The sequence below is a fragment of the Flavihumibacter cheonanensis genome (genome assembly GCF_022352215.1).
Classification (GTDB): Bacteria; Bacteroidota; Bacteroidia; order Chitinophagales; family Chitinophagaceae; genus Flavihumibacter; species Flavihumibacter cheonanensis.
Map to the genome: position 1 here is coordinate 105,141 of NZ_JAKRWF010000004.1, position 24,345 is coordinate 129,485.

General features: G+C 44.6%; 20 protein-coding genes. 9 read left to right on the top strand and 11 right to left on the bottom strand.

Annotated elements, in window-relative coordinates:
* Positions 1 to 3 precede the first annotated feature (3 nt).
* The 3 genes from MD536_RS16880 to rsgA are packed head-to-tail and all read left to right on the top strand — an operon-like array spanning position 4 to position 2,879.
* A complete protein-coding gene (locus tag MD536_RS16880) occupies positions 4 to 912 on the top strand; it encodes a BatD family protein (protein ID WP_239602279.1) in 909 nt (302 codons plus the stop codon).
* Complete coding sequence (locus MD536_RS16885; protein WP_239602281.1) at positions 909 to 1,916, top strand: vWA domain-containing protein; 1,008 nt, start codon at positions 909 to 911, stop codon at positions 1,914 to 1,916. Before MD536_RS16880 ends, MD536_RS16885 begins: the two co-directional genes overlap by 4 nt.
* Positions 1,917 to 1,952: 36 nt before the next feature.
* Entirely contained in the window at positions 1,953 to 2,879 is a 927-nt protein-coding gene (rsgA, locus tag MD536_RS16890; protein ID WP_239602283.1) for a ribosome small subunit-dependent GTPase A, read from the top strand.
* Positions 2,880 to 2,985: 106 nt separating this feature from the next.
* Here the strand turns inward: rsgA and MD536_RS16895 are convergent, their stop codons facing one another.
* The 4 genes from MD536_RS16895 to MD536_RS22100 all read right to left on the bottom strand — a co-directional run bounded on the left by MD536_RS16895 (position 2,986) and on the right by MD536_RS22100 (position 5,469).
* Complete coding sequence (locus MD536_RS16895; RefSeq protein WP_239602285.1) at positions 2,986 to 4,242, bottom strand: PQQ-dependent sugar dehydrogenase; 1,257 nt, start codon at positions 4,240 to 4,242, stop codon at positions 2,986 to 2,988.
* Between the two features lie 94 nt (positions 4,243 to 4,336).
* A complete protein-coding gene (locus MD536_RS16900; protein WP_234867831.1) occupies positions 4,337 to 4,669 on the bottom strand; it encodes a DUF3630 family protein in 333 nt (110 codons plus the stop codon).
* 37 nt (positions 4,670 to 4,706) lie between these two features.
* On the bottom strand, positions 4,707 to 4,877 hold the full coding sequence (locus MD536_RS16905; RefSeq protein ID WP_234867832.1) for a hypothetical protein: 171 nt from the start codon (positions 4,875 to 4,877) through the stop codon (positions 4,707 to 4,709).
* 70 nt (positions 4,878 to 4,947) lie between these two features.
* Complete coding sequence (locus tag MD536_RS22100; RefSeq protein ID WP_239602287.1) at positions 4,948 to 5,469, bottom strand: gamma carbonic anhydrase family protein; 522 nt, start codon at positions 5,467 to 5,469, stop codon at positions 4,948 to 4,950.
* A 146-nt stretch (positions 5,470 to 5,615) separates the two neighbouring features.
* Between MD536_RS22100 and MD536_RS16915 the strand changes: the two genes are divergently transcribed.
* Complete coding sequence (locus tag MD536_RS16915; RefSeq protein ID WP_239602288.1) at positions 5,616 to 6,806, top strand: aspartate aminotransferase family protein; 1,191 nt, start codon at positions 5,616 to 5,618, stop codon at positions 6,804 to 6,806.
* A 39-nt stretch (positions 6,807 to 6,845) separates the two neighbouring features.
* Entirely contained in the window at positions 6,846 to 10,292 is a 3,447-nt protein-coding gene (locus MD536_RS16920; RefSeq protein ID WP_239602290.1) for a TraB/GumN family protein, read from the top strand.
* On the opposite strand, the gene MD536_RS16925 is transcribed toward MD536_RS16920, so the two are convergent.
* From MD536_RS16925 to MD536_RS16945, 5 genes are read right to left on the bottom strand one after another with little or no spacing between them, the layout of a single operon-like run.
* Positions 10,273 to 10,749 (bottom strand): RidA family protein, encoded by a 477-nt coding sequence (locus tag MD536_RS16925; protein WP_239602291.1) that lies wholly within the window; start codon positions 10,747 to 10,749, stop codon positions 10,273 to 10,275. The two genes, MD536_RS16920 and MD536_RS16925, sit on opposite strands and share 20 nt — an antisense overlap.
* 59 nt (positions 10,750 to 10,808) lie before the next feature.
* Positions 10,809 to 11,525: an MIP/aquaporin family protein gene (locus MD536_RS16930; RefSeq protein ID WP_317208132.1), complete on the bottom strand. Its 717-nt coding sequence runs from the start codon at positions 11,523 to 11,525 to the stop codon at positions 10,809 to 10,811.
* Positions 11,526 to 11,540: 15 nt separating this feature from the next.
* Positions 11,541 to 13,094: a glycerol-3-phosphate dehydrogenase/oxidase gene (locus MD536_RS16935; RefSeq protein WP_239602293.1), complete on the bottom strand. Its 1,554-nt coding sequence runs from the start codon at positions 13,092 to 13,094 to the stop codon at positions 11,541 to 11,543.
* A gap of 32 nt (positions 13,095 to 13,126) precedes the next feature.
* Positions 13,127 to 14,626: a glycerol kinase GlpK gene (glpK, locus tag MD536_RS16940; RefSeq protein WP_239602300.1), complete on the bottom strand. Its 1,500-nt coding sequence runs from the start codon at positions 14,624 to 14,626 to the stop codon at positions 13,127 to 13,129.
* 47 nt (positions 14,627 to 14,673) lie between these two features.
* Positions 14,674 to 17,193, bottom strand: a complete 2,520-nt coding sequence (locus tag MD536_RS16945) for a DUF5686 family protein (protein ID WP_239602302.1) — start codon at positions 17,191 to 17,193, stop codon at positions 14,674 to 14,676.
* A 122-nt stretch (positions 17,194 to 17,315) separates the two neighbouring features.
* On the opposite strand from MD536_RS16945, the gene MD536_RS16950 reads away from it, so the two are divergent.
* The 3 genes from MD536_RS16950 to creD are packed head-to-tail and all read left to right on the top strand — an operon-like array spanning position 17,316 to position 20,028.
* Entirely contained in the window at positions 17,316 to 17,933 is a 618-nt protein-coding gene (locus MD536_RS16950; protein WP_239602304.1) for a hypothetical protein, read from the top strand.
* Positions 17,934 to 17,945: 12 nt separating this feature from the next.
* Positions 17,946 to 18,242, top strand: coding sequence for a winged helix-turn-helix domain-containing protein (locus MD536_RS16955; protein ID WP_239602305.1), 297 nt, complete (start codon positions 17,946 to 17,948; stop codon positions 18,240 to 18,242).
* Positions 18,243 to 18,267: 25 nt separating this feature from the next.
* The gene (gene creD, locus MD536_RS16960; protein ID WP_239602306.1) at positions 18,268 to 20,028 is read left to right on the top strand and encodes a cell envelope integrity protein CreD; all 1,761 of its coding nucleotides are present in this window, start codon (positions 18,268 to 18,270) and stop codon (positions 20,026 to 20,028) included.
* Between the two features lie 62 nt (positions 20,029 to 20,090).
* Here creD and MD536_RS16965 read toward each other — a convergent pair whose 3' ends face one another.
* Together MD536_RS16965 and MD536_RS16970 are read right to left on the bottom strand one after the other, a co-directional pair.
* Positions 20,091 to 22,508, bottom strand: coding sequence for an outer membrane protein assembly factor (locus tag MD536_RS16965; RefSeq protein ID WP_239602307.1), 2,418 nt, complete (start codon positions 22,506 to 22,508; stop codon positions 20,091 to 20,093).
* Positions 22,444 to 23,556: a hypothetical protein gene (locus MD536_RS16970; RefSeq protein ID WP_239602308.1), complete on the bottom strand. Its 1,113-nt coding sequence runs from the start codon at positions 23,554 to 23,556 to the stop codon at positions 22,444 to 22,446. The genes MD536_RS16965 and MD536_RS16970 overlap by 65 nt, the downstream gene beginning before the upstream one ends.
* A gap of 70 nt (positions 23,557 to 23,626) precedes the next feature.
* Here MD536_RS16970 and MD536_RS16975 point away from each other — a divergent pair, with 70 nt between their 5' ends.
* Positions 23,627 to 24,271, top strand: a complete 645-nt coding sequence (locus tag MD536_RS16975) for an MBL fold metallo-hydrolase (RefSeq protein ID WP_239602309.1) — start codon at positions 23,627 to 23,629, stop codon at positions 24,269 to 24,271.
* The last annotated feature ends 74 nt before the right edge of the window (positions 24,272 to 24,345 follow it).

Genomic DNA, 24,345 nt, shown 5'->3' on the forward strand with positions numbered 1-24,345 from the left:
ACCATGCTGAAAAAAATCACGATTATATGGATGTTGTCAACAGTTGCCGGATTGTTTTCCGTGCAGGCCCAGGATGTTCGCGTACAGGCATCAGTTGACCGCAATAAAATACTAATTGGCGAACCCATCCAGCTTCGCCTGGATATCGAGATTCCGCAGGGTACTCCAATGGGCTGGTTTAACCTGGACACCCTTCCTCATTTCACCTTTATCACAAAGAATAAGATTGATACGCAGAATAATGCACGCACCATACTGTTCAAACAAATACTTTCGATCACTTCTTTTGATTCCGGTCAGTGGGTGATTCCCCAGCTCGGACTAACGGTTGGCAATAACCGATACCTGACAGATTCAATTTCCATTATGGTGGATTACAGTCCGGCTGATCCCAATCAACCCTACCATGATCTGAAAGATATTGTTGAAGTACCTGAAACGGATTCACTGTATATTAACTATATCCTGGTTGCAGCAACCCTGATTGCTATTGCTTTGTTGGTTTGGCTCCTGAGCAGAAAGAAGAAAGCCGAAGCAACACCAATACCTGCAGGTCCCCGGCTTTCTGCGCTGGAGCAGGCGATGAAAGAACTGGAAGACCTGAGAGCTGCCAGCTCTTCAGCCAACGTAAAAACGTATTTTACCCGGCTGAATGAGATCCTGCGTACCTATTTTAAAAATCGCAATCTTGTTACTGCTCCGAATGCCGGAAATGAAAGTTTCATTCAGAAAGTGCAATCGGATCTTTCACGGGATCAGGTATTACAACTGGCTCAAACGCTTCGTTTAAGCGATGCTGTTAAGTTTGCAAAATACAATCCATCTGCTGCTGAGCAGGAGGAGGCATATGAAGTAATCCGAAAAACCTTGCCCATCATTGATGAAATTCATTATAAAAATCCGGGATCTTGATAGCCGATTATTTCCATAGCATTGATTTTGCCTGGCCCTGGCTGCTTTGGTTACTCCTGCTGATACCGGCATTTGCCTGGTGGTATTGGAAAACCGGCCGGCGTAAAAAAGGCACCCTACTGGTCTCCACCACCGGATGGAACCACCGTACCAAATCTCTGAAAGTTCGTTTTCAGCACCTGCCTTTTATATTGCGATTATTATCCCTGGCATGTATCATCCTTGCCATAGCAAGACCTCAATCACATTTTGATGAGGAGCGCGTGAAAGGCGAAGGAGTGGATATTATTCTCACACTGGATGTCAGTGGCTCCATGCTGGCACAGGATTTCAGTCCCAACCGACTGGAAGCTGCAAAGGCAGTTGCAATTGATTTTGTTGACAGTCGGAAAACAGATAGAGTAGGAGTGGTGATTTTTTCCGGCGAGAGTTTTACACTGGTACCGCTCACCACTGATAAGAATGTGTTGAAAGCCCAGATTGATGGCATACAAAGCGGATTGCTGGAAGATGGTACAGCCATCGGATCAGGCCTGGCTACCAGTGCCGACCGGCTGCGACTCAGTACATCCAAGTCTAAAGTAGTCATCCTATTGACTGATGGTGAAAACAATGGCGGACAAATTCCACCGGTAACTGCCAAGGAAATCGCTAAAAACCTGGGGATTAAAGTGTACACCATTGGTGTGGGATCAGAAGGGTATGCACCTATTCCTGTTCAGGATGGAGCAGGCAGGGTGGTGATGCAAAGAGAAAAAGTGAATATTGATGAAAAACTCCTGACCCAGATTGCCAATGAAACAGGCGGGAAATACTTCCGGGTATCAGATAATGAGGGACTGAAAGATGTTTATAAAGAAATTGATGAACTGGAGAAATCAACCATTGAAGTCAGCTCACTTCGGCAGTATACGGATCGCTTTCTTCCTCTTGCAATAGCCGCACTTTTATTCCTGGCACTGGAATGGATCCTTCGCCTTACTATTTTCCGCAAATTACCCTAAAGCAAAACCTGTACTTTCGCAGTAAGAGCAGCATGTATGAAGGCAAGGGTGTATAAATCAACCGGTAGTTGGTACCAGTTAAAAAATGAAACCGGACAAACCTTTAATGGCCGGGCGAAGGGAGTATTCAAAATCGAAGGAATCACTTCCACGAATCCTATTGCTGTTGGCGACTGGGTAGAAGTGGAAATGGAGAATGAACTGGAGAAATCAGTTACCATTACGGCTATCCATGACCGTGAAAATTATATTGCCCGGACTTCGCCTCATAAGAAAGTTCAGCATCATATTGTAGCCTCCAACCTGGATCAGGCACTTATCTTTGCCACCCTAAAGGAGCCACGCACTTCCCAGGGATTTATTGATCGCTTTTTGTGTACAGCTGAAGCCTATCATATTCCAGCCATCATCGTTTTCAATAAGGCGGATATTTATCGTGATAAGGAACTGGACAAATATGCCGAGTTGGAAGAGATGTATCTGGCAATCGGTTATAAAGTCTTTCTGACCAGTGTAAAAAAAAGGCAGGGGCTGGATGAATTGAAACTGCTTCTTAAAAATAAAACAACCCTGATCAGTGGTCATTCCGGTGTTGGTAAATCCACTTTTATAAATGCCTTGTTTCCTGAAATGGCCTTGCGAACACAGGAAGTAAGTGGCTGGAGCGGAAAGGGCATGCACACTACAACCTTTGCTGAAATGTTTGATTTGCCGGGTGGCGGACAGATCATCGATACACCCGGCATAAGAGAGCTTGGTCTGGTAGGCATCAGCCGGCAGGAATTATCGCACTATTTTCCGGAGATGCGGGAACTGCTCAACAATTGCCAGTTCAACAACTGCCTGCATATGAATGAGCCTGGCTGCGCCGTGAAAGAAGCTGTGCAAGATGGCCGCGTGCACCTCGACAGGTATGTGAGTTATTGTACGATTTTGGACTCCATAGAAGAGAAGAACTATTAGGATGTGAAAGGTGAAACGTGAAAGGTGAAAGATTGTGAAAAGCAGAAGGTGAAAGAGGGAGTCCCCTTTCACCTTTCACGTTCTTTCACTTTTCACTTTTCACCTTTCACTTCTTCGCAATTCGATACAACTTCCCTCCATCACTCACAGCATACAAAGCACCATCTTTACCTGCCTGCACATCGCGGAAACGATCCTTCTGATCTTCAGCGATTCTTTCTTCACCAACCACTTTGTTGTTTTTGATTACGAGTCGCGCTATATGCATGGAACTCAATCCGCCAATAAACAAGTTGTTTTTCCACTCTGGAATAGCATCGCCACTATAGAAAGTCATCCCGCTGGGAGATAGAGTTGGATCCCAGTAATAAACCGGTTGTTCCATACCTTCTTTTTGCGTGCGTGAACCTTCCAGCGCTTCACCACTGTATTCAATTCCATAGCTGATGGTGGGCCATCCATAGTTTTTACCAGGGCGTATCAGGTTCAGTTCATCACCACCACGCGGACCAAATTCCGCTTCCCAAAGATCACCGGTTTGTGGATGAAAGGCCAGGCTCTGCACATTGCGATGTCCATAAGAATAGATTTCAGGTCTCGCATTGGCTTGTCCGGCAAAAGGATTACCAGTTGCAGGTTGACCATCTTTAGTTATGCGAACCAGTTTACCCAGACCAGATTGCAGATCCTGCGATTGCGGACGGGTGGATTTATCCGAACGTTCTCCTGTACTTACAATCAGTGCACCTGTTTTATCAAAGAGAATACGACCACCATAATGCAGATTGCCTTTGGAAGATGCTGGCGTTGCGCGATAAATCACTACTGCATTTTCAATGGTGGATTCATTGTCTGATAGTCGCCCTTTTGCAACAGCCGTAAGACTTTCATTATTGGCCATAGGCTCTGCAAACACCCAATAAACCATCCGGTTGCTGCTGAAAGCAGGATCGAGGGTGATGCCAAGTAAACCTCCCTGTCCGCGGGCGTTTACAGGAGGAATACCAGTAATCGGATTACTCACACTGCCATCTTTGGAGGCGATCCGCAATACACCCCCTTTTTCTGTGATAAGCCAGCGGCCATCCGGAAGTTCAGTTAATGCCCAGGGAGATTTCAGTGTGGTATTTAATACCGTCACTTCATATGGGGTAGTTGTCTTAACACTGCCAATACGGGTCTGGCCAGCAAATGCCGGTTTATACGTGGTGTTGGGAGCCTTGGTTTCTACTGGAGCGCCCGTAGTATCCACCACTGTTTCCGGACTTGTTCTGTTACCGGAAGACTGGGAAGGAGTTTGCGAATTGCAGGCTGCTGCGCTGAGCAGCACCCCTGAAAGAACTCCGAGAAATGCTTGATTCATTACGACTTTTTTTAACGTGAAAACCTTGAAGAGTGTAAACTTAACGATTATTCCCCAAGAGGAGTTCAGATTGAAAAAAGTCAGGTTCAGGCAATCAGGAGATGTATTTTTTTACGGTATGTACCAGTAACCGGGATTCCAGGAAGCTGGCCACTTCGGTAACCATTTCGTTTGGATGCAGCTTGTTTCGGTTGACTGATTGTGGATAGAGGCAGATACCGGTATAGATATTATACTGCAAGCTCAATGGCTGCCCTTTGTACCGGAAATCCCAGATCAGTGAATCAAAATCATCGAGTTTGTTGTGGAAGGAAATCCGGAGTTCTTCAGACAGCAGGTTCGCCACTTCATAAAAGCGTTTCAGACCGCCATCTTCATCAATTACAGCTTCAACAAAGCCATCATGGGTGTGGAGTACGGGGCACATATGATATGGTTTAGAGGTTCCGGCATTGTGACCTTTATCAGGCCTTGAATTTCTTCGCCTTGGGAACTTTTTCACCACTCAGAATTCGCTCTGCACCTACATTTTTTCCATTTGAGGGGCAGCCGGATTTTTTAGAAGCACTGCAGGAAACCAGCAGTGTCATAACGGCAAGCATCACAAACAGAGATGTACAGCGGAACAGTTTCATAAGGCTTTTTGCTTATAACGGGCAAATTCACCCTTTAGTATCCAACAATCAGGCCAGTTCGACGAATGGACTATACCTGGTCTTTGAACCAGCCCGAATACTGCAGGTAGTTATTGGCAATCCGGTTAATTTCCCCATGAATCAGCTCCTGGCTGATTTCTTTAACTTTTTTGGCAGGGGTGCCTGCATAAATGCTGCCCGGTTCGCAAACAGTTCCTTCCAGCACCACAGCACCTGCTGCAATAATGGTATTGCTGTTTACGACTGCATTATCCATTACGATAGCCCCCATTCCGATCAATACATTATCATGAATGGTACAACCATGAACAATCGCATTGTGACCTATTGAAACATTGTGACCGATATGAACTTTTGTTTTCTGGAACGTAGCATGCAGCACAGCACCGTCCTGTATATTGACTTTGTTACCAATGCGAATACTGTTAACATCTCCGCGTACAACTGCATTGAACCAGATACTGCATTGATCTCCCATAACTACATCACCTACAATAGTGGCATTCGGGGCAATAAAGCAATCCTGGCCGAACTGCGGGTAAACTCCGTTGACATGAAGGATGGTTGGCACGATTTCAATAATTAAAGGAGAAGAATTAAAATTTCAACCGGAAAGATCGGAATTTTAATATAAACCATCTTTCACTTTTCACGTTTCACCTTTCACTTCTTCTTTCTCACTTCTCACTTTTCACGTTTCACCGTTATTTTTGCATCGTGAATCAACGACAACTCTTCTTACAGCATGTAGGCCAGACTTCTCCTGCTCCCCTGGCGCTTGAAATCGTGAAAGCCAAAGGAACTGTTCTGACAGACCGGAAGGGAAAAACTTATCTGGATCTTATTGCTGGCATAAGTGTGTGTAATGTAGGGCATTGCCATCCGAAAGTAGTGAAAGCCATCCGTAAACAGGCCGGCGATTACCTGCACCTGCTGGTTTATGGTGAACTGGTAGAAACTCCACAGGTGGCCTATGCGACCCTCCTGACCAAACTCCTGCCTTCCTCCCTGAACTCGGTATATTTTACCAGTTCCGGAGCAGAAGCTACAGAGGGCGCTATGAAACTGGCCAAAAGAGTAACGGGCAGAACTCAGATGATCGCATTCAATCATTCCTACCATGGCTCCACACAAGGGGCCCTCAGCCTTATGGGCGATGAATACTGGCGTAATGCTTTCCGCCCGCTCTTACCTGGCATTCTGCACCTGGAATACAATGATCCCGCTGTTTTTGATTCTATAACGACAGATACCGCCTGCGTACTGCTTGAAACCATACAGGCAGAAAAAGGGGTTAATCCTCCTAAGAAGTCCTGGCTAACGGCCTTGCGCAAACGCTGTACGGAAACAGGTACTTTATTGATACTGGATGAAATTCAGACAGGCTTTGGTAGAACCGGACATCTATGGGGTTTTGAACCTTTTGAAATTGTTCCGGACATCATCCTGCTCGGCAAGGCCCTTGGTGGTGGTATGCCACTGGGCGCTTTTGTGGCGGATAAAGCATTGATGGATCAGTTCACACTGAATCCGGTATTAGGACATATTACCACTTTTGGCGGGCATCCGGTGAGCTGCGCAGCCGGATTAGCTGCACTAAAAGTATTGCTGAAAGAAAAATGGATCAGGGAACTGCCTGAAAAAGAGGCCTTATTCAGGGAACTGCTGGTGCATCCCGCCATTCAGGCTATTCGATCCCGGGGTTTATTGATTGCAGTTGAGTTTGAAAGTTTTGAGTTCAACAAACGGGTAATTGATCGCTGCATTGCTAATGGTGTATTGACCGACTGGTTCCTTTTCGGCTCCAACTGCCTTCGTATTGCACCTCCTTTGAGCATCTCGAAAAAGGAAATAAAGAAAGCCTGTTCCATTATTTTAGATGCAATTCAGTCTGAATACTTGCGATAAACAAATTCTGGTAGTATTTTGATGCGCTAAGTTTATCTTATGAAGCGCATCCTTTTCTTTTTTCTTTTTATTGTCCCCATTTTTTTGACTGCACAACCAAAAAAGAATGCTGCATCCACGCTGTTATGGAGGATCAGCGGAAAGGGTATGCAAAAACCTTCCTATCTCTATGGTACCATGCACCTGCAGGATAAACGACTCTTTCATTTCACCGATTCTGTTTATGAAAGCATTCGCGCTGTTGAAGGTTTCGCTGGTGAACTGGATATGAATGACATGAATGCATTGATCACCAATTGGATCAAAAATGAAGAGGCAACTATAGAGGATCAGATACTGTTGAAAAATCTAATCAGTCCGGCTCAGAAAAAACGATACAAAACCGCGCTCGAAAAGAAATTTAAGAAGTCAATCGAACGTATTACGTTAAAGGATTTAGAATCGGCAGCGGACGCCTGGAATTTCGTGCTACGGAAAGATGATGATATGCCCACATTTGTGGATGCCTACCTATTTGGACTTGCCCGGAATCAGGGAAAGTGGACAGGTGCCCTTGAAACCATCGAAGATCAAACCGATGCGCCGCAATCATTTGATCCGGATGCAACGATTCAGGCTGCATTACTGGAAGATGATGATCGAAGAAAAATGATGAAACAGTTTATTTCCATTTACCTCTCGGAAGACCTTTCCCGAATGAATGAACTGGTAGTAAAAGCGAGCGGTGAATATGATAACCGAAAAATGAATGACCGTAACCTGAACATGGTGCGCAAAATGGATAGCCTGGCTGCCATTCGTTCCTGTTTTTATGCTGTGGGGGCAGCACATCTGCCAGGAGATTCGGGTATCATTCAATTGCTTAGAAACAGGGGATATAATGTAACGCCTGTTTCATCCGAAAAGAGAATCCCACCCGATCAATACATGGTACAGCAATCTGAGCATATTTGGGAGGAAATAAATTGGGCAAATGATGATTTCCAAATAAAAATGCCCGGTAAAGCAAATAGCCTCGATGGATTAGGTGGTTTTCAGCATGCCCGAATTTTTTTCGATCCCATGAGCATGACTGGATTTGTTTCAGGCTTCATACCTATAGGTAATCAAACGGAACATCAAATAGACTCAACCTGCCAAAAACTACCGGAAATGTATGCAAGTGAAGGAACAGTTTTCCGGGATTCTGTTTGGCAAATCAACGGACGAAAAGGATATGAAATTGAAGCATCCATTAAAGAGGGATATGTGAATATGATGATGAATCCTGTTCCAGGGGGCATTGTTATGAATATGATTATATCCATGTCCAAAGCCGGACTCAAAATGAACAATGCAATAACTTTTTTTCAATCCTTTGTTGTAAATAAAAAAGCAATACCACCCCCTGTTAGTGGTTGGAGGCGCAAACTGATTCCCCTTCAACAGGTAAGTTTTGAGGCTCCGGTAGAATTGGAATTGACTGCCACTAAGAATGATTCTTCCTGGATCACCTATACGTATTCTGCAATGGATGGGTCAACCCAGGCTTTTTATATGATTAATGTTATGGAAACCCCACCCGGACTCTACTCCAGTCTTGATAGTCTTTATTTTGAAGAGATCAAAAATCAATATGTTGACAATAAAACCTATAAACTGTTGTCGCATTCCTTTTTTGATCTTGACGGATTTCCAGGCATAGCTATAAAAATGGGAACCAAACTCAACAATGATTCAATACATTATCTTTTACAGGTAATAAACCGGGGAAACCGGAGGTATGTTTACCTGACTGGTTATTTTCCTGGCGAAAAAAACAAATTGGATGCAGAAAGATTCATGAAGGGAATTCGGCTGCTGCCGTACGCGGCAAATAGAACCGTTTCCGGAGAAGTACCCTATGAGAATTACAGTATTCAGTCTCCGGTTCGGTTCTCTCCGGATTTAAGCCCCGATCTGCAGGAAGGTCTCATCCGATGGGTAATGTATGATTCAACTTCAGCCGTAACCATCCATGTGCAGAAAGAACCTTTGAGTAAATATTATAAAGCATCAGATGACAGCAGCTTTGTTTCGGAACAGATGGGGTATTTTATAGCTGAATCAGATAGCCTGCAGCGAATGGAGATAAGTACTTTAGAGGGAAATATTACAGCACAGGCTTGGATTCACCTGGATGGCACACATAATCTCAAGCGGGTTAAATTAATGGCAAGTGGCGATACCCTCTATTCTGTTTCAGGTGTGATTTCTCCTGAAGTAAATACTACCACAGCCTATAACCGAATGTTTGATTCTTTCCGGGTGCAACAGTTTACTCCTAATACTTATAAAGATTCAAAAGCTAAAAAAGTATTTCAGGATCTCTTGTTGCCAGACTCTCTTTCTTTCAATGAAGCAAAAGAAGCGCTTCAATGGGTAGACATTACGGCTGCTGATTTGCCGTATCTGCATGAAGCATTACTGAACCCGCTAATTGATTTTAGTGAGCGTTCGGACTGCACACACGATGAAATAATTCAACGGGTAATCAAATTCAAGGATCAATCAACAATCGATTTTATTAAACAGGCCTACCCTGGTCTGAAAGAAAGAAATGCTGTATTACAATATCCTTTATTATCAGTACTCGCCAGGTTCAGAACAAAAGAAAGTTACGAGGTGATTGAAAAGCTCCTGGAATCGGGATTGCCAACTGCGGGGAATCCGGGAATACTGTATGCTGCCATCGCCGATAGCATGGAACTTGTTGAACAACTCTTTCCACTGATTTTGAAATACAAAAATGATTCGCTGCTGCGTAAGATAGCTCCTGCAATGGTTGTAAGTATGAAGAATGCGGGTAAACTGTCTGCATCCGTATTGGAAGAGTTGAAGCCTGTATTGCTTCAAATGGCTGATCAGTACCAAGTCGAATTGAAGAACAAAGACCTGCCGCTTCCAATTCATTTTGATTTTTTATTGGAAGTAATGACATTCTATCCTGACAGTGAATTTCAACAGCGAATGGATAGTTTAACCTATCATACCAATGAAGATGTTCAATACAGCACAGTAAAAATACTGCTGGAGAAACAAAAACCGGTACCAGTTGCTGTTATTCAGCAAATCGCCGCCGATCCTTTTTATCGGTCCTCTTTATATATACTGATGAAAGATGCAGACCAGCTTAAAAACTTTCCCCGAAATTTTTCTAAGCAGTCATTGATTGCTGAATCCCAACTCTTCCGCGAGATATGGTATGGAACCGAAGAGTATAAACTGAATTTTCTAAAACAGATCAGTCTGAAACAGGAAGGTAAAAAACAGTATTACTATCTGTATAAAGTGAGCTTCAAAACAGAGGATGGGGAAGAAAATTATTTGGGTGTGGCAGGACCCTACCTTTCAAAAACCAGGATCGATGCCACACCCGGAGAATACACTGGTGTGTATTATGATGAGCTACTAGATGAATCGAAGCTAATGGAACAGTTTGAAGCCTTTATTCAATCTCTACAATAACTTCTACTTCTATTGCGATATTATTGGGCAATGCATGAAAACCTACTGCAGAACGTGCATGTTTCCCTTTTTCACCAAAGATTTCAACCATGGTATCGGAATAACCATTCATAACTTTTGGCTGCTGGGTAAAGCTGCTTTCACAATTCACCATGCCTAATACTTTGATGACCCGCTTTACTTTTTTGAGATCGCCCAGGTAATCTTTCAGCACTGCAATATGATTGAATGCCACAGAACGTGCAGCTGCATAACCTTCTTCAATAGTCAGGTCTTTCCCAACTTTACCGGTGATGTCTTTTCCAGCTGCATCCGTGGGACCTTTTCCGGAAAGATAGAGCAGCTTACCTGTTTGTACCACATTTACATAGTTGGCAACCGGCTTGGATACGGCTGGTAATGTAACACCTAGTTGCTTTAATTTTTCTTCTGGCGATTGTGCTTGTGTTGTTGACATGATCAGGGTTAAGATGACGAATGATAAATAACGCATGGTATGGAAGTGTGAATTATGAATTATGAACTAAGCAGTAAATGATAAATGGCGGCGGCGATGAAGCTTCCTAAAATGGGTCCCAACAGGGGAACCCAGGAGTAAGCCCAGTCGCTATTGCCTTTACGACCCAAAGGTAGTAGGAAGTGGGCAATACGCGGACCAAGATCACGGGCCGGATTGATAGCATAGCCTGTTGGTCCGCCCAGTGATAATCCGACACCTAAAACCAACAGGGCTACTGGTAATGCATCCAGTGCTCCTAAACTATTGGTTGGTGCTATTATCAGTAACACCAGCAACAGGAAGATGGCAGTGGCTACTGTCTCCGTTAGCAGGTTGCTGACCGGATTTCGGATAGCCGGTCCCGTTGCAAAGACAGCCAGTTTCAATCCTTCATTTTCGGTTGCTTTGAAATGATCTTTATAACAAATCCACATCAGTACGGCACCACTAAAAGCGCCGGCCACCTGGGCAAGTATATACAGTGGTACGTCCGCCCAAGGGAATTTTCCCGTGAGGGCAAGCACTATACTTACAGCCGGGTTCAGGTGGGCTCCACTAAATTTGGATACTGCAAATACACCCAGGAAAACGGCCATGGCCCAGCCGAAACTGATTACGATCCATCCACCATTGTTTCCCTTGGATTCTTTTAATAAAACATTGGCCACCACACCATTTCCGAATGCAAGCAAAATGGCGGTTCCAATGAATTCAGCTAAATAAGGATTCATCATATAGCAAGCGTTGGTTTATTTGGCTACATAGTTGGATGCAATGCTGCAGAATGCATCTGTTTGCTCCTGCTCCCATTGCAGGTCTTCTTTTAATTCTGTTGCCATCAGGTGTGCTACCGTGGAGGCTGCTGTAATAGCCGCTCCGGCATTTAACAGGATGGCTCTTGTTCTTCTGGCTAAGGCATCATCCACTGTCATGCACATTTCTTCCCGCACCGCCCAAACAATTTCTGCTTTTGTATAGGGCAGATCCGGATGAATTTTTTCAGCCAGGCTGGGATTCTCCTGTTGCAATGCCTGGATCTTGGCCCAGTCGCTTCCATAATAGTACCCATGATCTGTATAATTGGGTACCTGCATCGCTCCGTGAATGGCTAAGTCATGCGTTACACAAGGCCGGTCTTCCAGTTTACCCGCCTGGATAGCAACTTTCACGGCATCTTCTGCCATCTTACGGTAGGTAGTCCATTTGCCTCCTGTAATACTGATTAGTCCGGATTCACTGGTTTCAATAAAATGATCCCTCGATAATCCGGACGTGCTGCTGGCATTGCCTTTTACCAGGGGACGTAATCCTGAAAACACCGACAATACATCAGATCGCTGGGGATCATTGGCGAGGTAGAGTTTGATATTATCGAGGATAAACTGAATTTCATCTTCCTTTGGTATAGGTTCCATACTGGGCTTGTCCACCGGTATATCAGTTGTTCCTATGATGGTATGCTGATGCCAGGGAACTGCAAATAAGACCCTGCCATCGGATGTTTCCGGTATAAGGATAGCTGTATCTCCCGGTAAAAATTTCCTGTCTACTACCAGGTGCGTACCCTGGCTCAAGGATAAGACCGGTTCTTTGGAAGGATCATCCGCTTTTCGAAGATGGTCTGTAAATACACCGGTAGCATTTATAAAACAGCCGGCATGTATCGTGTAGGCATCTCCGTTAAGCTGATCAACCGCATCAATGGCAACCAGTTGTTTGTTCTCTTTATGCAGTCGGCCTGCCTTCATATAATTCAGCACAACCGCTCCCTGTTCAGCAGCCGTTTGTGCCATATTGATGGCTAACCTGGCATCATCAAATTGCCCGTCGTGAAATAATACGCCTCCTTTCAATCCTTCCGGATCCAGTGTGGGGGCTCTTTCCAGGGTTTCCTCGCGCGACAGAAACAAGGATGGTCCAAGCCCAAGATCGCCAGCCATCCAGTCGTAGATTTTTAATCCGAGTCCGTAAAAGGGTCCCTGCCACCACTTGTAATTTGGTAACAAAAAGGATTGATTCTTCACCAGGTGAGGTGCGTTCTTACGCAAGCGTCCTCTTTCCTTCAACGCTTCCATTACCAGTTTTACATTTCCTTGTTGCAGGTAGCGTACTCCTCCATGTACCAGTTTGGTAGATCGGGAGGATGTCCCTTTTGCGAAATCTGTCTGCTCTATAAGAATCGTCTTATATCCACGGGAAGCAGCATCGATGGCGATGCCCAATCCTGTAGCCCCACCTCCAACAATACATATATCCCAACGTGCAGTATTCTTTAATTGAAGAATCATTTCCGAACGTACCATAATCATTTTTTTCCGGTTCTTGTTCTGTATTTCTATCGCTCATCTGCCCAGGCGATACTTGCTTTTATTGCCCTTTCCCATCCGCGTGTGAAGGATCTCATTTCTTCGGTTGTGCGTTGGGGATGGAATTCTTTCGCGGCTTTCCATTGCTGCTGAATATCTGCCGTACTTTCCCAATAACCTACGCCCAATCCTGCCAGGTAAGCAGCGCCGAGTGCAGTTGTTTCATACACTTCTGGCCGAATAACCGGCACCTGCAACAGATCACACTGGAATTGCATGAGCAGGTTATTGATAGTAGCACCACCGTCCACTCGTAATTCTTTGATGGGTAATCCAGCATCGGCTTCCATGGCTTTTAGTACATCCATGGTTTGATAGGCAATACTTTCCAGGCAGGCCCTTGCAATATGCGCTCGAGTGGTACCCCGCGTTAATCCAAAAACAGTTCCCCTTGCATGCTGGTTCCAGTGAGGAGCACCCAATCCGGCAAAAGCAGGTACAATGTAAACACCATCGGTATCAGTAACACGAGATGCGAGGTCTTCAATTTCTGCGGATGACCGGATCATATGCAAGCCATCGCGCAGCCATTGTACTACCGCGCCGCCTATGAAAATACTGCCCTCTACTGCATACTCAACTCGATTGTTAAGTTTCCAGGCTACCGTTGTCAGCAGTTTATTGGAGGAGTGCACAATTTTATCACCGGTATGCATCAACATGAAACAACCGGTTCCATAGGTGTTTTTCACCATGCCTGGAGTAGTACATTGCTGTCCGAATAATGCCGCCTGCTGATCACCTGCAATACCGGCAAGCGGAATGTTCGCATTTTTAACTACAGATTCCGTGACTCCATATATTTTACTACTTGGAATGATTTCCGGCAACACAGATGCAGGTATATCAAAGAGCTTGAGTAACTCTTCATCCCATTCACAGGTTTCAAGGTTCATGAGCATTGTGCGACTTGCATTGGATACATCCGTCGCATGTACTTTGCCGTTAGTGAGTTTCCAGTTCAGCCAGCAATCGATAGTTCCAAATGCAAGTTCTCCTTTCACTGCTTTTTCTCTTGCGCCGCTTACATTATCCAGGATCCATTTCAGTTTGGTAGCAGAGAAATAGGCATCAATTACCAAACCGGTTTTGGTCTGGATAAGAGGAGCCAGTCCATCTGCTTTGAGTTGATCACAATAACCTGCTGTTCGGCGATCCTGCCAAACGATGGCATTGTAAATCGGTTTGGAGCTGGTCCTGTCCCAAACCACTGTTGTTTCCCGCTGGTTGGTGATGCCAATGGCAGCAATATCGGCAGTTGTTAAGGAGGCTTTTGCGATGGCTTCTGCCATCACAGAAAACTGTGTGGCCCATATTTCCTCCGCATCGTGTTCTACCCATCCGGGTTGGGGATATAGTTGTGTGAATTCTTTCTGCGCGATATGACAGATCTGACCGTATTTATCAAATAATATAGCTCTGGAGCTGGTAGTTCCCTGGTCGAGTGATAAAATGTATTTTTCCGGCATGCATCGAATTTTGCTTTTTAAGATAAGCAAAATATACTGGTTCGGGCTTAGAATGCCAAACGGAAACTGCCAAAAATGCCAAAGCGACCCACTCTTGCTTCTGGAAGGGGTCGTGGACTTACCCTCCAGACGAAATCCAGCCGGAATACCTTCAGTATATTATCTACCCCGGTACCTAGTTCAACGTATGTTTTTCCATCCAGGTTCTGGAACTGGTTGAACGCGTTATCAAAATTCAACGCGCGGTTCGCTTCAGACAAATCACCACTGATTCCTTTTGCTGTCCAGAACTGACGGAATTTTAATTTCCGGGTCAGTGGTATCAGCCTGAATATCCCATTGCCGATATTATGCTCTACATTGAATCCTATATAACGATCATGGATATACTCAAATCGCTGCATCAGGTTAAATGCATATTTATTGTAGTAATAAATTTCGTTACCAGGTGCAACATTCAATAACATGTAAGGTAGAGTACCGGTAGTTTTTCCTCCAAACAGATTATAGTAGAGTGTTCCCACAGGAGCTACTTTTACATAATCGGAAATGCTGAGATAATATTTATTGTAGCTGTAATCGCTGTTAAATACACCCGGAAAGCCACGTGCATACATAAACTCAACAATAGGATAGGAGCTGCCCAGGCTGAAGCGGTTGAAATTGGTTTCAAAGAATCGCTCATTATAACCAAATCGCAATTTAATTGCCATTTCGAAATTGGTTAAGGGCGTTCCTTTTTCTCCGTTGATCTGGAATATCTCCTTCGGCGGAATATTTTTCAGCGGATCAAAACTTTTATGTGTACCAATAATGGTAGCCGATATGCCGGGACTCCATTCTTTAAAGTATTCCAGCTTCGCTTCCTTGATCTGCATGAACTTGATTGGTATGCCCGGCTTTCGGATAGCAAGTGCAAAGATGTTATCGGTACTTATTTCATCATAATAAACCTGTCCATTATCCAAATCCTTGGTATAACTACCATGAATATACGAGCGGGGTGATCTGCTGAATAAATACTTGGCCTCTGCTTTGTATTTAAACACCCGATCTCCAAAGCCATAGGCCAGGTAGCCATGCAGGTAGAGATCTTTATGAAATTTGGTATTGGTTCCAAGGTCAAAACGGGTACGGAATCCTTCCCAGAGGTTACCCGTGAACCAATTGTACCAGGGACCGATTTCAAAATTGCCCACATTGCGGTAACCGGTAGCCAAAAAGTTGAGCGTAGTTACATAACGTTTGAACAGCGGCATTTTCTGCAGCGTGTCAATCATGTCATAAATCGCTTTCTCATTTTTGGTAAGTGATTCATGCCGGGAATCAGACCAGTAACTGTCCTCTTTTTTCATAGCACCTTCCGCAAACAGGATCTCGGACTGAACTTTATTTTTTGCAATGGAATCCCGGATAAAGGGCTGGTCAACTACCACATTTCTATAGGTAGTGGTTTTTCTGCCAATCACCCCGAACCTCGATTTTCCGATCGGTGCAATATCTGCCACGAATTTATCTTTTGCAAGAAACCAGGTGCTGTCGCTGATCAGCGCATATTCCTGGATCAGGGAAAGTTTGTCAATAAAATTGATATTGGCTTCTCTACTCAGGTGCAGGGTCATTTTCTGGATGGCCCATGTTGGATCATGTACCCAGGCATCCCCTTCAAAGGTATTTTCACCCCGGCGTTTAGGCTGGAACACAAAATGAATCAGTCGCTGGCCGGCTACATATTGGGTGTCAAGTACCGTATAGTTATAATAAGCCGGACCATTATCACTCAACGGACTCACAAACTGTTTGTCAAAAACCGGAATAAAATTGTTGTAGATATTGATATTCTGTTCAGTTCCTCCAAGCAGTTTGGATATACTCTCATTCTCAACCCCCATGGTTTTAACTCCCTTGATAATTTCACGGGTTCTCCAGGGTGATTTCTGATAATAATAATTGGAAATGGTTTCAGTCAGGTAAACCGGGAGAAAAGGCTGGCCTTCCGAGGTATCCACATTATCAAAAATGAAATCAAAGGGCTTAAGCGGACCTAATTCCTTCAATTTTTCCTTATTGATACGGTTCAGGTCAAGTTCCAGCTTGTTGTATAATTCGTAGGTAAAATTGTTGAACCGGTAGCGGTCGTTGTATGGTTTACGCTTGTTGATTCTTTTCCACATGAGGTAGCCGCGATCAATTTTACGCTTCACGACAACTTCCTTGGTGTATTTACCGCGTTCCAATGCCAGCACCAGCTCCATTACCTGGCCGTCGGCCGAAATTTGGGTCATGCCCGGATGAATGGGTATTTTCAGATCCTGGTAACCCACATAGGTTACAACCAGCGTATCAGTAGGCCATTCCGCAAAACGAAATTCAAAATGCCCCGCCGAGTCAGTCAGTTTTCCCTGGGTACTGGCGAGGAATTGAAGCGATGCAAAGGGGATCCTCTCCTCACTTAATTTGTCCTTCACATAGCCCCGGATGGTTTTGGTCTGCGCCTGGGTGAATAAGGTTAATAATAAGGAAAGCACTAGCCCGACTGCACGTAGCCGAATGGGTCTCAGTTCCATAGAAGCGCAAAATTAGGATATAGAACGAAGGATTTACCGAATTTAACAGATGTGTTAAAAAGGAATATTTTGAAATCCGGATTTCCTTTACTTACTTTGAAATTCAAAGTGCTTTAGTAAATATGGAAACAAGTTCATACCAGGACCTTCGGGAGATCCGCCAGATGATGGAAAAAAGCAGCCGGTTCATCAGCCTGAGTGGCTGGAGTGGGATTGCAGCTGGTTTTTCGGCCCTGGCGGGTGCCTTTTTTGCCAACCGTTACATAAAAGCCTATTATGCCAATGCATATGGTACACCGGATGCTTGTCCCGCCTGCCTGAAACAGGACCTGATCGTTATCGCCGGCCTGGTTTTTATCAGCGCCCTGGTACTTGCTTTCTTTTTTACCTATACCCGCTCCAAAAAGGACGGGGTGGCTATTTGGGGTACAACTGCACGCAAACTGCTCTGGAATACCATGTTACCTATGGCCATTGGTGCGGTCTTTATTTTCCACCTGATGGAAATGCAGTACTATTCACTGGTTGGAGCCAGCTCCCTGCTTTTTTATGGACTCGCACTGGTGAATGGCAGTAAATATACCCTGGGTGAAATCCGGTTTTTAGGATATGGACAGCTGCTAACCGGCTTGTATTGCCTTTGGTTTCCAGGTAACGGACTGGCTGCCTGGGCCTTTGGATTTGGTATCTTGCACATTGTATATGGAATTGCTATGTGGTGGAAATATGAAAGGAATTAAGCCGCGACAAACATGAATCCGATAGATCAGTTAAATAAAATTTTCGATAGCCGTATCCGGCTTGGTATCATGAGTTCACTATTAGTGAATGAGAAGATGAGCTTCAACGAGCTCAAAGAACTCATTGGTGTAACTGATGGCAACCTGGCTTCTCACCTTAAAACCCTGGAAGACAGCGGGTATCTAAAAGTTCAGAAAGGTTTTATCGGGCGTAAAACAAATACCTCTTATTCCGTAACAAAAGCAGGCGAAAAAGCCTTCAAACAGCACCTGGATGCATTGGAAAAAATGATCCGATCGATACAGTAAATTTTTTTTACCTAAATACTTTGAAATGCAAAGCGCTTTGAATAATAAGTTTTCTGCTCTTGCTCTGATGGCGATCTATATATGGATCCGCACTGCCCTGATTTTTGCGCTCCTGTTGATGGTGGGTTTTTTATTGCTCCTACCAGAAGACGATATGAACTGGCTGCTGGCATTGGTTCCAGGTTGCTTAATTGCCAGTATTCCTTCCCTGGTAGTAGTATTTGTTGGAACGGTGATCATCACCCGTACAATGGATCAATACCCCCGACGCCTGAAATCTTTCCTGTTGCTGCTGGCAGGAATCGTGCTGATACATTCCGCAGGAATGGCCCTGCTCATTTTCTTCCTGGGAGGCAGACCAGAGGAATGGCAATTGTGGATGGCACTTACAGCCGCGCTGCTACTTTCGGTTATACTTGGCAGTTACCTGACAAGGAAACGTATTTACCATGTGCTTATACTAAATCAATCATACCAATCAATTATGGAACAACAAACCAACTCTCCGATTTTATTTAAAGGAATCATTACCGGGGTTCTGATCCTGCTTATGATGATTCCCACCCTCTTTATTTCCAGCCTGGTGCAGGAACGCAAAGCCCGCCAACGCGAAATTGTGGAGGAAGACAGCAAGCGATGGGCCGGTGCGCAGGAATTATCCGGTATCTTCCTCGTGTTACCTTATGAGCAACCTTTTAAAGATGAGAAAGGTAAAGAAACGATGATCCGAAAAGAGTTGCTGGTACTTCCGGAGGATCTTACTGTTGGCAGTACAATGGAACCGGTTGTACGCACCCGCAGTATTTACAAAGTGCTGCTGTACCGCACAGACACAAAATTCTCCGGTCATTTTGCCATTCAGTTACCTAAAGAAATCCTACCGGAACAGGTTATCTGGAAAGATGCCAGCATCAATTTGGGCTTGTCTGATATCAAGGGGATTGAAGAAAAAGTTGTGGTTAAGCTCGATGCGCAGGAACTGGAATTATCTCCTGGTTTATCCAATAAGGAATTGGTCAAAACAGGGCTTTCAGCACCCGTTGATTTAACCGGTCTGAATCCTGCCAAACTTAGCTTTTCAACACAGTTGAAACTTCGGGGTAGTGAACAATTGCATTTTATTCCCCTTGCAGGTAACAGTACCTACGATGTTCAATCAACCTGGCATAGTCCTTCCTTTGATGGTACCAGTTTACCAGCTAAACATACTGTTCAGGATAGTGGATTTACAGCCAGCTGGTCCTTTAGCAAAGCCAATCTGCCCTTCGGTACCATCCTGCGCGAAGTGGATCTCAACGAGACTGATTTTTCTTTTGGTGTGTCCATGATCCAGCCAGCAGATCATTATGCCAAAACAGAACGCAGTGTGAAATATGCCATCCTTTTTATTGGTCTTACATTTTCTCTCTTTTTCGTAATTGAGCTGATGCAGAAGAAACCGGTACACCCGGTTCAGTATGTACTTATAGGTATTGCACTCTCTGTTTTTTATACGCTGTTGTTATCTGTTTCGGAATTTCTGCCTTTTGATTCGGCCTATGGAATTGCAGCGATTGCCACCATTTTGCTGATCACCCTCTATGCAAATGCGCATTTCAAAAGCTGGAAGACAGCGTCTCTGTTTGCGCTCGTGCTTAGTTGTCTTTATCTCTTTGCCTTCATTCTGGTTCGCCTGGAAGACACAGCCCTCCTGGTTGGAAGCATCGGCCTCTTCCTGATTCTCGCACTGGTTATGTATGGTACACGGAAAATCAACTGGTACCCTGCTGTACCGGTATCCTCCTGATCCCACAAAAAAGGCTGCATCAATTACTGATGCAGCCTCTTCGTTTATGCCTTGCTGTTTGTTTAGAAATCGATACCCATTGCAAAATGCCAGATAGGTTTGCCTTTGAATACGCCATTCATTTCCCAACCGGTATCCAGTCTCAGGAAATATCCCAGCAGCGTGGATCTTGCACCAAACCCGTATCCACCAACAAATGGACCAACACCACCCGCTTTGATCTTAACCAGCACATTTCCTTCTTGGTACACTCTCGAAGGGCGCTGAATGCCATTGTAACTTCCATTCCACGCAGTTCCCAAATCTACAAACTGCACCAACTGGAAATTCCGTAAAAACGCATTGTTGATCGGGCGCTTCAATAGCGTAGTAAATACAGGCAACCGGAATTCACTGTTTATTACTACCGCATTGTTTCCGTTGGTGATATTCTGCCGGTGACCTCTCATGTTCACTGCCAATGCCTGAAAGGCATAGTCGGGGTCCTGCGGTTGTACTTCATTGTTAGCCTTGGGGAATAACCATCCATCCTGTCCACCCAGGTAGTACACGATTTTTTTATCACCCCAGGAGAAGTCTGCAGCAACACGTCCTGCCCAGATAAAGTTCTGGAAGATGGGATAATAATAACGCGCATCCCAACCCAGGTTGAAAGTGTTTCTACCAGCAATGGTTTTATTGGTATTCGCCAGTTGTGTATTGTAATCAATATAGGCTTTGTAACGAAGTCCGTTTAATATGTTCAGGGTTTTCTGAACCGTATTGTCATGTACATATTCGAGACGCAACAAACCATAGGTCTGTTTGGCATCATCAATGGTCAGAGTCTGCGGAGGATCTGAGATGGCTTTGATTACCACTTTGTCAGAACGTACGCCTGCATTGATTCGCAAACTCCGGATTTTATCAAAGGGATAACGTACTCCTACCTGGTAGAGATTGGTGAATAACTTAGCCGGACCGAAAATACCTCCACCCAGGTTGGCTGAGCCCACATCGGTTCGACGATAATACAAGGCACTATAATCAAAGCGATGTTTCAGATAATCCACCCTTGCCAGGTATTCAGAACCGGAATTAAAGAGCGACTGAGAACCCGGGATAAAAATATTCGGTTGTCCTACGTTGATAGGAAATCCTTGTCCGGCTGTATTGATCAATGGCGATCTGAACATACCCGTAAATCGCAGATCTTCCATCATATCATATACAGTCACTTTGAACATGCCATTGAATCCATTATTGGCACTGTTCGTAACTGGCAATGATCCGGTGAAGGGTTCATAGCGGGTTACCAATACATCGTTGTTGAACAAAGAACCGGTTACCTGGTCCACAGAAAATTTCCAGGTATAGTCAAATCGTCCGGCTTTCTTCAACACCGTTGGAGCTTCTTCTTCCAGTCTTTTTTGCCTGTTTCGGGCGATGGCAGCAGAATCTACCGGCTCATCATCAAACTCCGTTTCAAATTCAATGATGGGTACTTTTTTGGCTGTATCAACAGGCGCAGTCGGACGAATTTGTGCAGGAATACCCCTTGCCATTCTTAACTGGTCTACTGTCCGTTTGCGGAAATCTGTTGGCCTTGGATTGATATTCCTCTTACGCAACGTGTTCTCGTCCACCTTCAGCTTATACAGGAATTTTAGCTCTCCTTCCTGGCGTACTTCACTTACAATATCATTGTCTCCGGCCGATTTGGTTTCCTTCAATCCACTCTGGTAGTTGGTGATAGGAAATACATAAGCCGAATCATTGGTGATAGAAAAAGTATAAATCGTATCAGGCTCTGTTTTGTCATAGAACTTCAACAGTGAATCCAAATCCCTGTAATCAGGATTGCGAAGGATATCATCACCCACCTGGTAAATAGTATCTACTCCCGCCCTTGTAGTTGCGAAGAAACCGGCATAGCGGTTATTGATACCGTTTTCATCTGCTGCAAAAGTGAAGTGATTGGTATTGTACTGCGTTGGATAACGCGCATTGCCATATTTCAGATTACTCAACTGGGAGATCTGCTTGAATTCACTTTTGTTGAAATTATCAACCAGGAAAATATTATACCGATAGTTGGAAGGCAATACGGTATCGGCTGATGGCGCATTCGCGGATGGCCTGTTGGATGCGTAAAGAATTCCCATTTTATTGGGGAAGCTCACAAAACTGGGATCCAGATCATCATACACATCATTGGTTACCTGCTCTACTCTTTCTCTGTCGATTTTAAAGGTGAAGATATCAGACTGGCCGTTTTTCACAGCACTCAGCAGGAGCGTATTGTCATCGTTCATGAACTTGATATCCTGTATCTGTTCAAACTGATCCAGTACCAGTTTGTCGCGTTTAATCTTGCTGAAAATATCATAGGTGAACATACGGATCTTGCCTTCTGTACTGTACACCACAAGCAGTTTATTCCCTTTGCCATTCCAGGCTAGTAAGGGATAATGCGGGTCCTGTTTTGCTGCGAACCCCATTTTTCAGCAGTACTTTTTTCGTTACATAATCTTCATAGAACAGTACGCACTGCAATCCTTTTTTGAATTCCACCACTGCATAAGCCTGGCTTCTGGCCACCGGGTTCGGAGTGAAATTATAATAGTCGAGGTTTTTGTTCACCTCTTCCACTACCGACATGGTTCCTTTCGGATTGTTTCTTCTTCCGCGGATATCCTTGTAGTACTTATCCTCATTATAACTCATGAAATCAGACAGTACTTCTTTGAATTTCTTCTTCGCAATACGATTAGAAGCACCATTCAGGTTGCGGTACAATCTTGCCAGGTAAAGGAAATACTTGGTATTATCCTTTTTATAAATCTCCTCGATATAGCGCCAAAATGCATGTCCGGCAAGATCCGGTTGTTCAAATGCAAACTGATAGAAATTCCGGTATCTGCCAGAGAGCATGGCTGATTTCAACTGATCATCCAGTTGTGTGCTCCAGTTCTCTGCCGCATAGGCCACAAAACCATCGGTCATCCATTTGGGTAAATCAAGTAAGGCCTGGTTGGCAGCAAACTCACCCAGGTCATCGCCAAAGAGAATATTATCCAAAAGAATTTTTGCAATTCCCTGTCTGACCTGGATGCGCAGGTTGTTATGATCACTGTTGTAATGAACAATCACTTTATTGTTAACCAGCTTGGTATTTCCACCATTTATCTGGATATCAGTGGAGAGCCCGATATTGGTTTGCTGCATATCGTTGTAACTGTTGTACATCACGATATTTGCGCGGCGCTGCAAGCCATATTCCATGAAGGTTTCAATTTCCGGTAGCTCTTTCTCGGCCAGTTGTGCTACAATTTTAGCGATGGGTTCCCCCTGCTGACTGTAGTATGTATTGAAGTTTTCTGTCTGATAATATTGCCATTTGAACTTTTTGTATTGCACCCGGTTTTTACCAAATTCGACCGTGTTTACCTGTGCGCTCAGGGGACTGATACCGTTCCATAGGAGAAGGATTAAGAGGGCCAGCCTGGTACTAACGCGCAAATACAAATGATTCTTCGGAAATTGCATACCCAGTGATTGTGGTCTAAAATTATGGTTTTCAGGGGTAACCCGGAAATCCCGACTAAATAATAGAGCTATGTTAACAATCCATTTTTTTGAATTCAGTCCCATCGCGGAAAATACCTATGTGTTATATAATGAATCGGGTGATTGCCTGATCATCGACCCCGGTTGTTACCACCAGGGAGAGGAGCAGCAGCTGAAATCCTTTATAACAACTACGAAACTTACTCCCAAACAGTTGTTGAACACGCATTGTCATCTTGATCATGTTTTTGGTAACCGCTTTGTGCACGAAACCTGGGGACTTCCCCTTTACCTGCACCCGGCGGAAAAAATTGTGCTGGACTATGCCCCGGAAGCCGGTCGGCGCTGGAACCTGCCTTTCCAATCGTATGAAGGTCCACTTCACTACTTTAAGGGGGGTGATATCATCCGCCTGGGTGAAGATGAACTGCAGGTTATTGAAGCACCTGGTCATTCACCCGGACATGTTTGCTTCTATTGTGAAAAGCAGGCCTTCCTGATTGGAGGGGATGTGCTGTTTCGCAGAAGCATTGGGAGAACTGACCTTCCCGGCGGAAACCACCAGCAATTGCTCAACAGCATCCGGCAAAAATTGTTCGTCCTGCCGGATGAAGTCCGGGTTTACCCCGGCCACGGTGAAAGCACTACGATTGGGTATGAGAAGAGGGGGAATCCTTTTTTAAGTGAGACGTGAGACGTGAGATGTGAAACGTATGGAACAGGAGACAAAGGATACTGGAGGCTGGAGTCTCCTTTGTGTCCTGTCTC

What these genes read in the sequence shown, in the direction of transcription:
- MD536_RS16880 (WP_239602279.1), top strand. Translation starts at nt 4, where the DNA reads ATGCTGAAAAAAATCACGATTATATGGATGTTGTCAACAGTTGCCGGA.
- rsgA (WP_239602283.1), top strand. Translation starts at nt 1,953, where the DNA reads ATGAAGGCAAGGGTGTATAAATCAACCGGTAGTTGGTACCAGTTAAAA.
- MD536_RS16895 (WP_239602285.1), bottom strand. Translation starts at nt 4,242, where the DNA reads ATGAATCAAGCATTTCTCGGAGTTCTTTCAGGGGTGCTGCTCAGCGCA.
- MD536_RS16900 (WP_234867831.1), bottom strand. Translation starts at nt 4,669, where the DNA reads ATGTGCCCCGTACTCCACACCCATGATGGCTTTGTTGAAGCTGTAATT.
- MD536_RS16905 (WP_234867832.1), bottom strand. Translation starts at nt 4,877, where the DNA reads ATGAAACTGTTCCGCTGTACATCTCTGTTTGTGATGCTTGCCGTTATG.
- MD536_RS16920 (WP_239602290.1), top strand. Translation starts at nt 6,846, where the DNA reads ATGAAGCGCATCCTTTTCTTTTTTCTTTTTATTGTCCCCATTTTTTTG.
- MD536_RS16925 (WP_239602291.1), bottom strand. Translation starts at nt 10,749, where the DNA reads ATGTCAACAACACAAGCACAATCGCCAGAAGAAAAATTAAAGCAACTA.
- MD536_RS16930 (WP_317208132.1), bottom strand. Translation starts at nt 11,525, where the DNA reads ATGATGAATCCTTATTTAGCTGAATTCATTGGAACCGCCATTTTGCTT.
- MD536_RS16935 (WP_239602293.1), bottom strand. Translation starts at nt 13,094, where the DNA reads ATGGTACGTTCGGAAATGATTCTTCAATTAAAGAATACTGCACGTTGG.
- glpK (WP_239602300.1), bottom strand. Translation starts at nt 14,626, where the DNA reads ATGCCGGAAAAATACATTTTATCACTCGACCAGGGAACTACCAGCTCC.
- MD536_RS16945 (WP_239602302.1), bottom strand. Translation starts at nt 17,193, where the DNA reads ATGGAACTGAGACCCATTCGGCTACGTGCAGTCGGGCTAGTGCTTTCC.
- MD536_RS16950 (WP_239602304.1), top strand. Translation starts at nt 17,316, where the DNA reads ATGGAAACAAGTTCATACCAGGACCTTCGGGAGATCCGCCAGATGATG.
- MD536_RS16955 (WP_239602305.1), top strand. Translation starts at nt 17,946, where the DNA reads ATGAATCCGATAGATCAGTTAAATAAAATTTTCGATAGCCGTATCCGG.
- creD (WP_239602306.1), top strand. Translation starts at nt 18,268, where the DNA reads ATGCAAAGCGCTTTGAATAATAAGTTTTCTGCTCTTGCTCTGATGGCG.
- MD536_RS16965 (WP_239602307.1), bottom strand. Translation starts at nt 22,508, where the DNA reads ATGGGGTTCGCAGCAAAACAGGACCCGCATTATCCCTTACTAGCCTGG.
- MD536_RS16970 (WP_239602308.1), bottom strand. Translation starts at nt 23,556, where the DNA reads ATGCAATTTCCGAAGAATCATTTGTATTTGCGCGTTAGTACCAGGCTG.
- MD536_RS16975 (WP_239602309.1), top strand. Translation starts at nt 23,627, where the DNA reads ATGTTAACAATCCATTTTTTTGAATTCAGTCCCATCGCGGAAAATACC.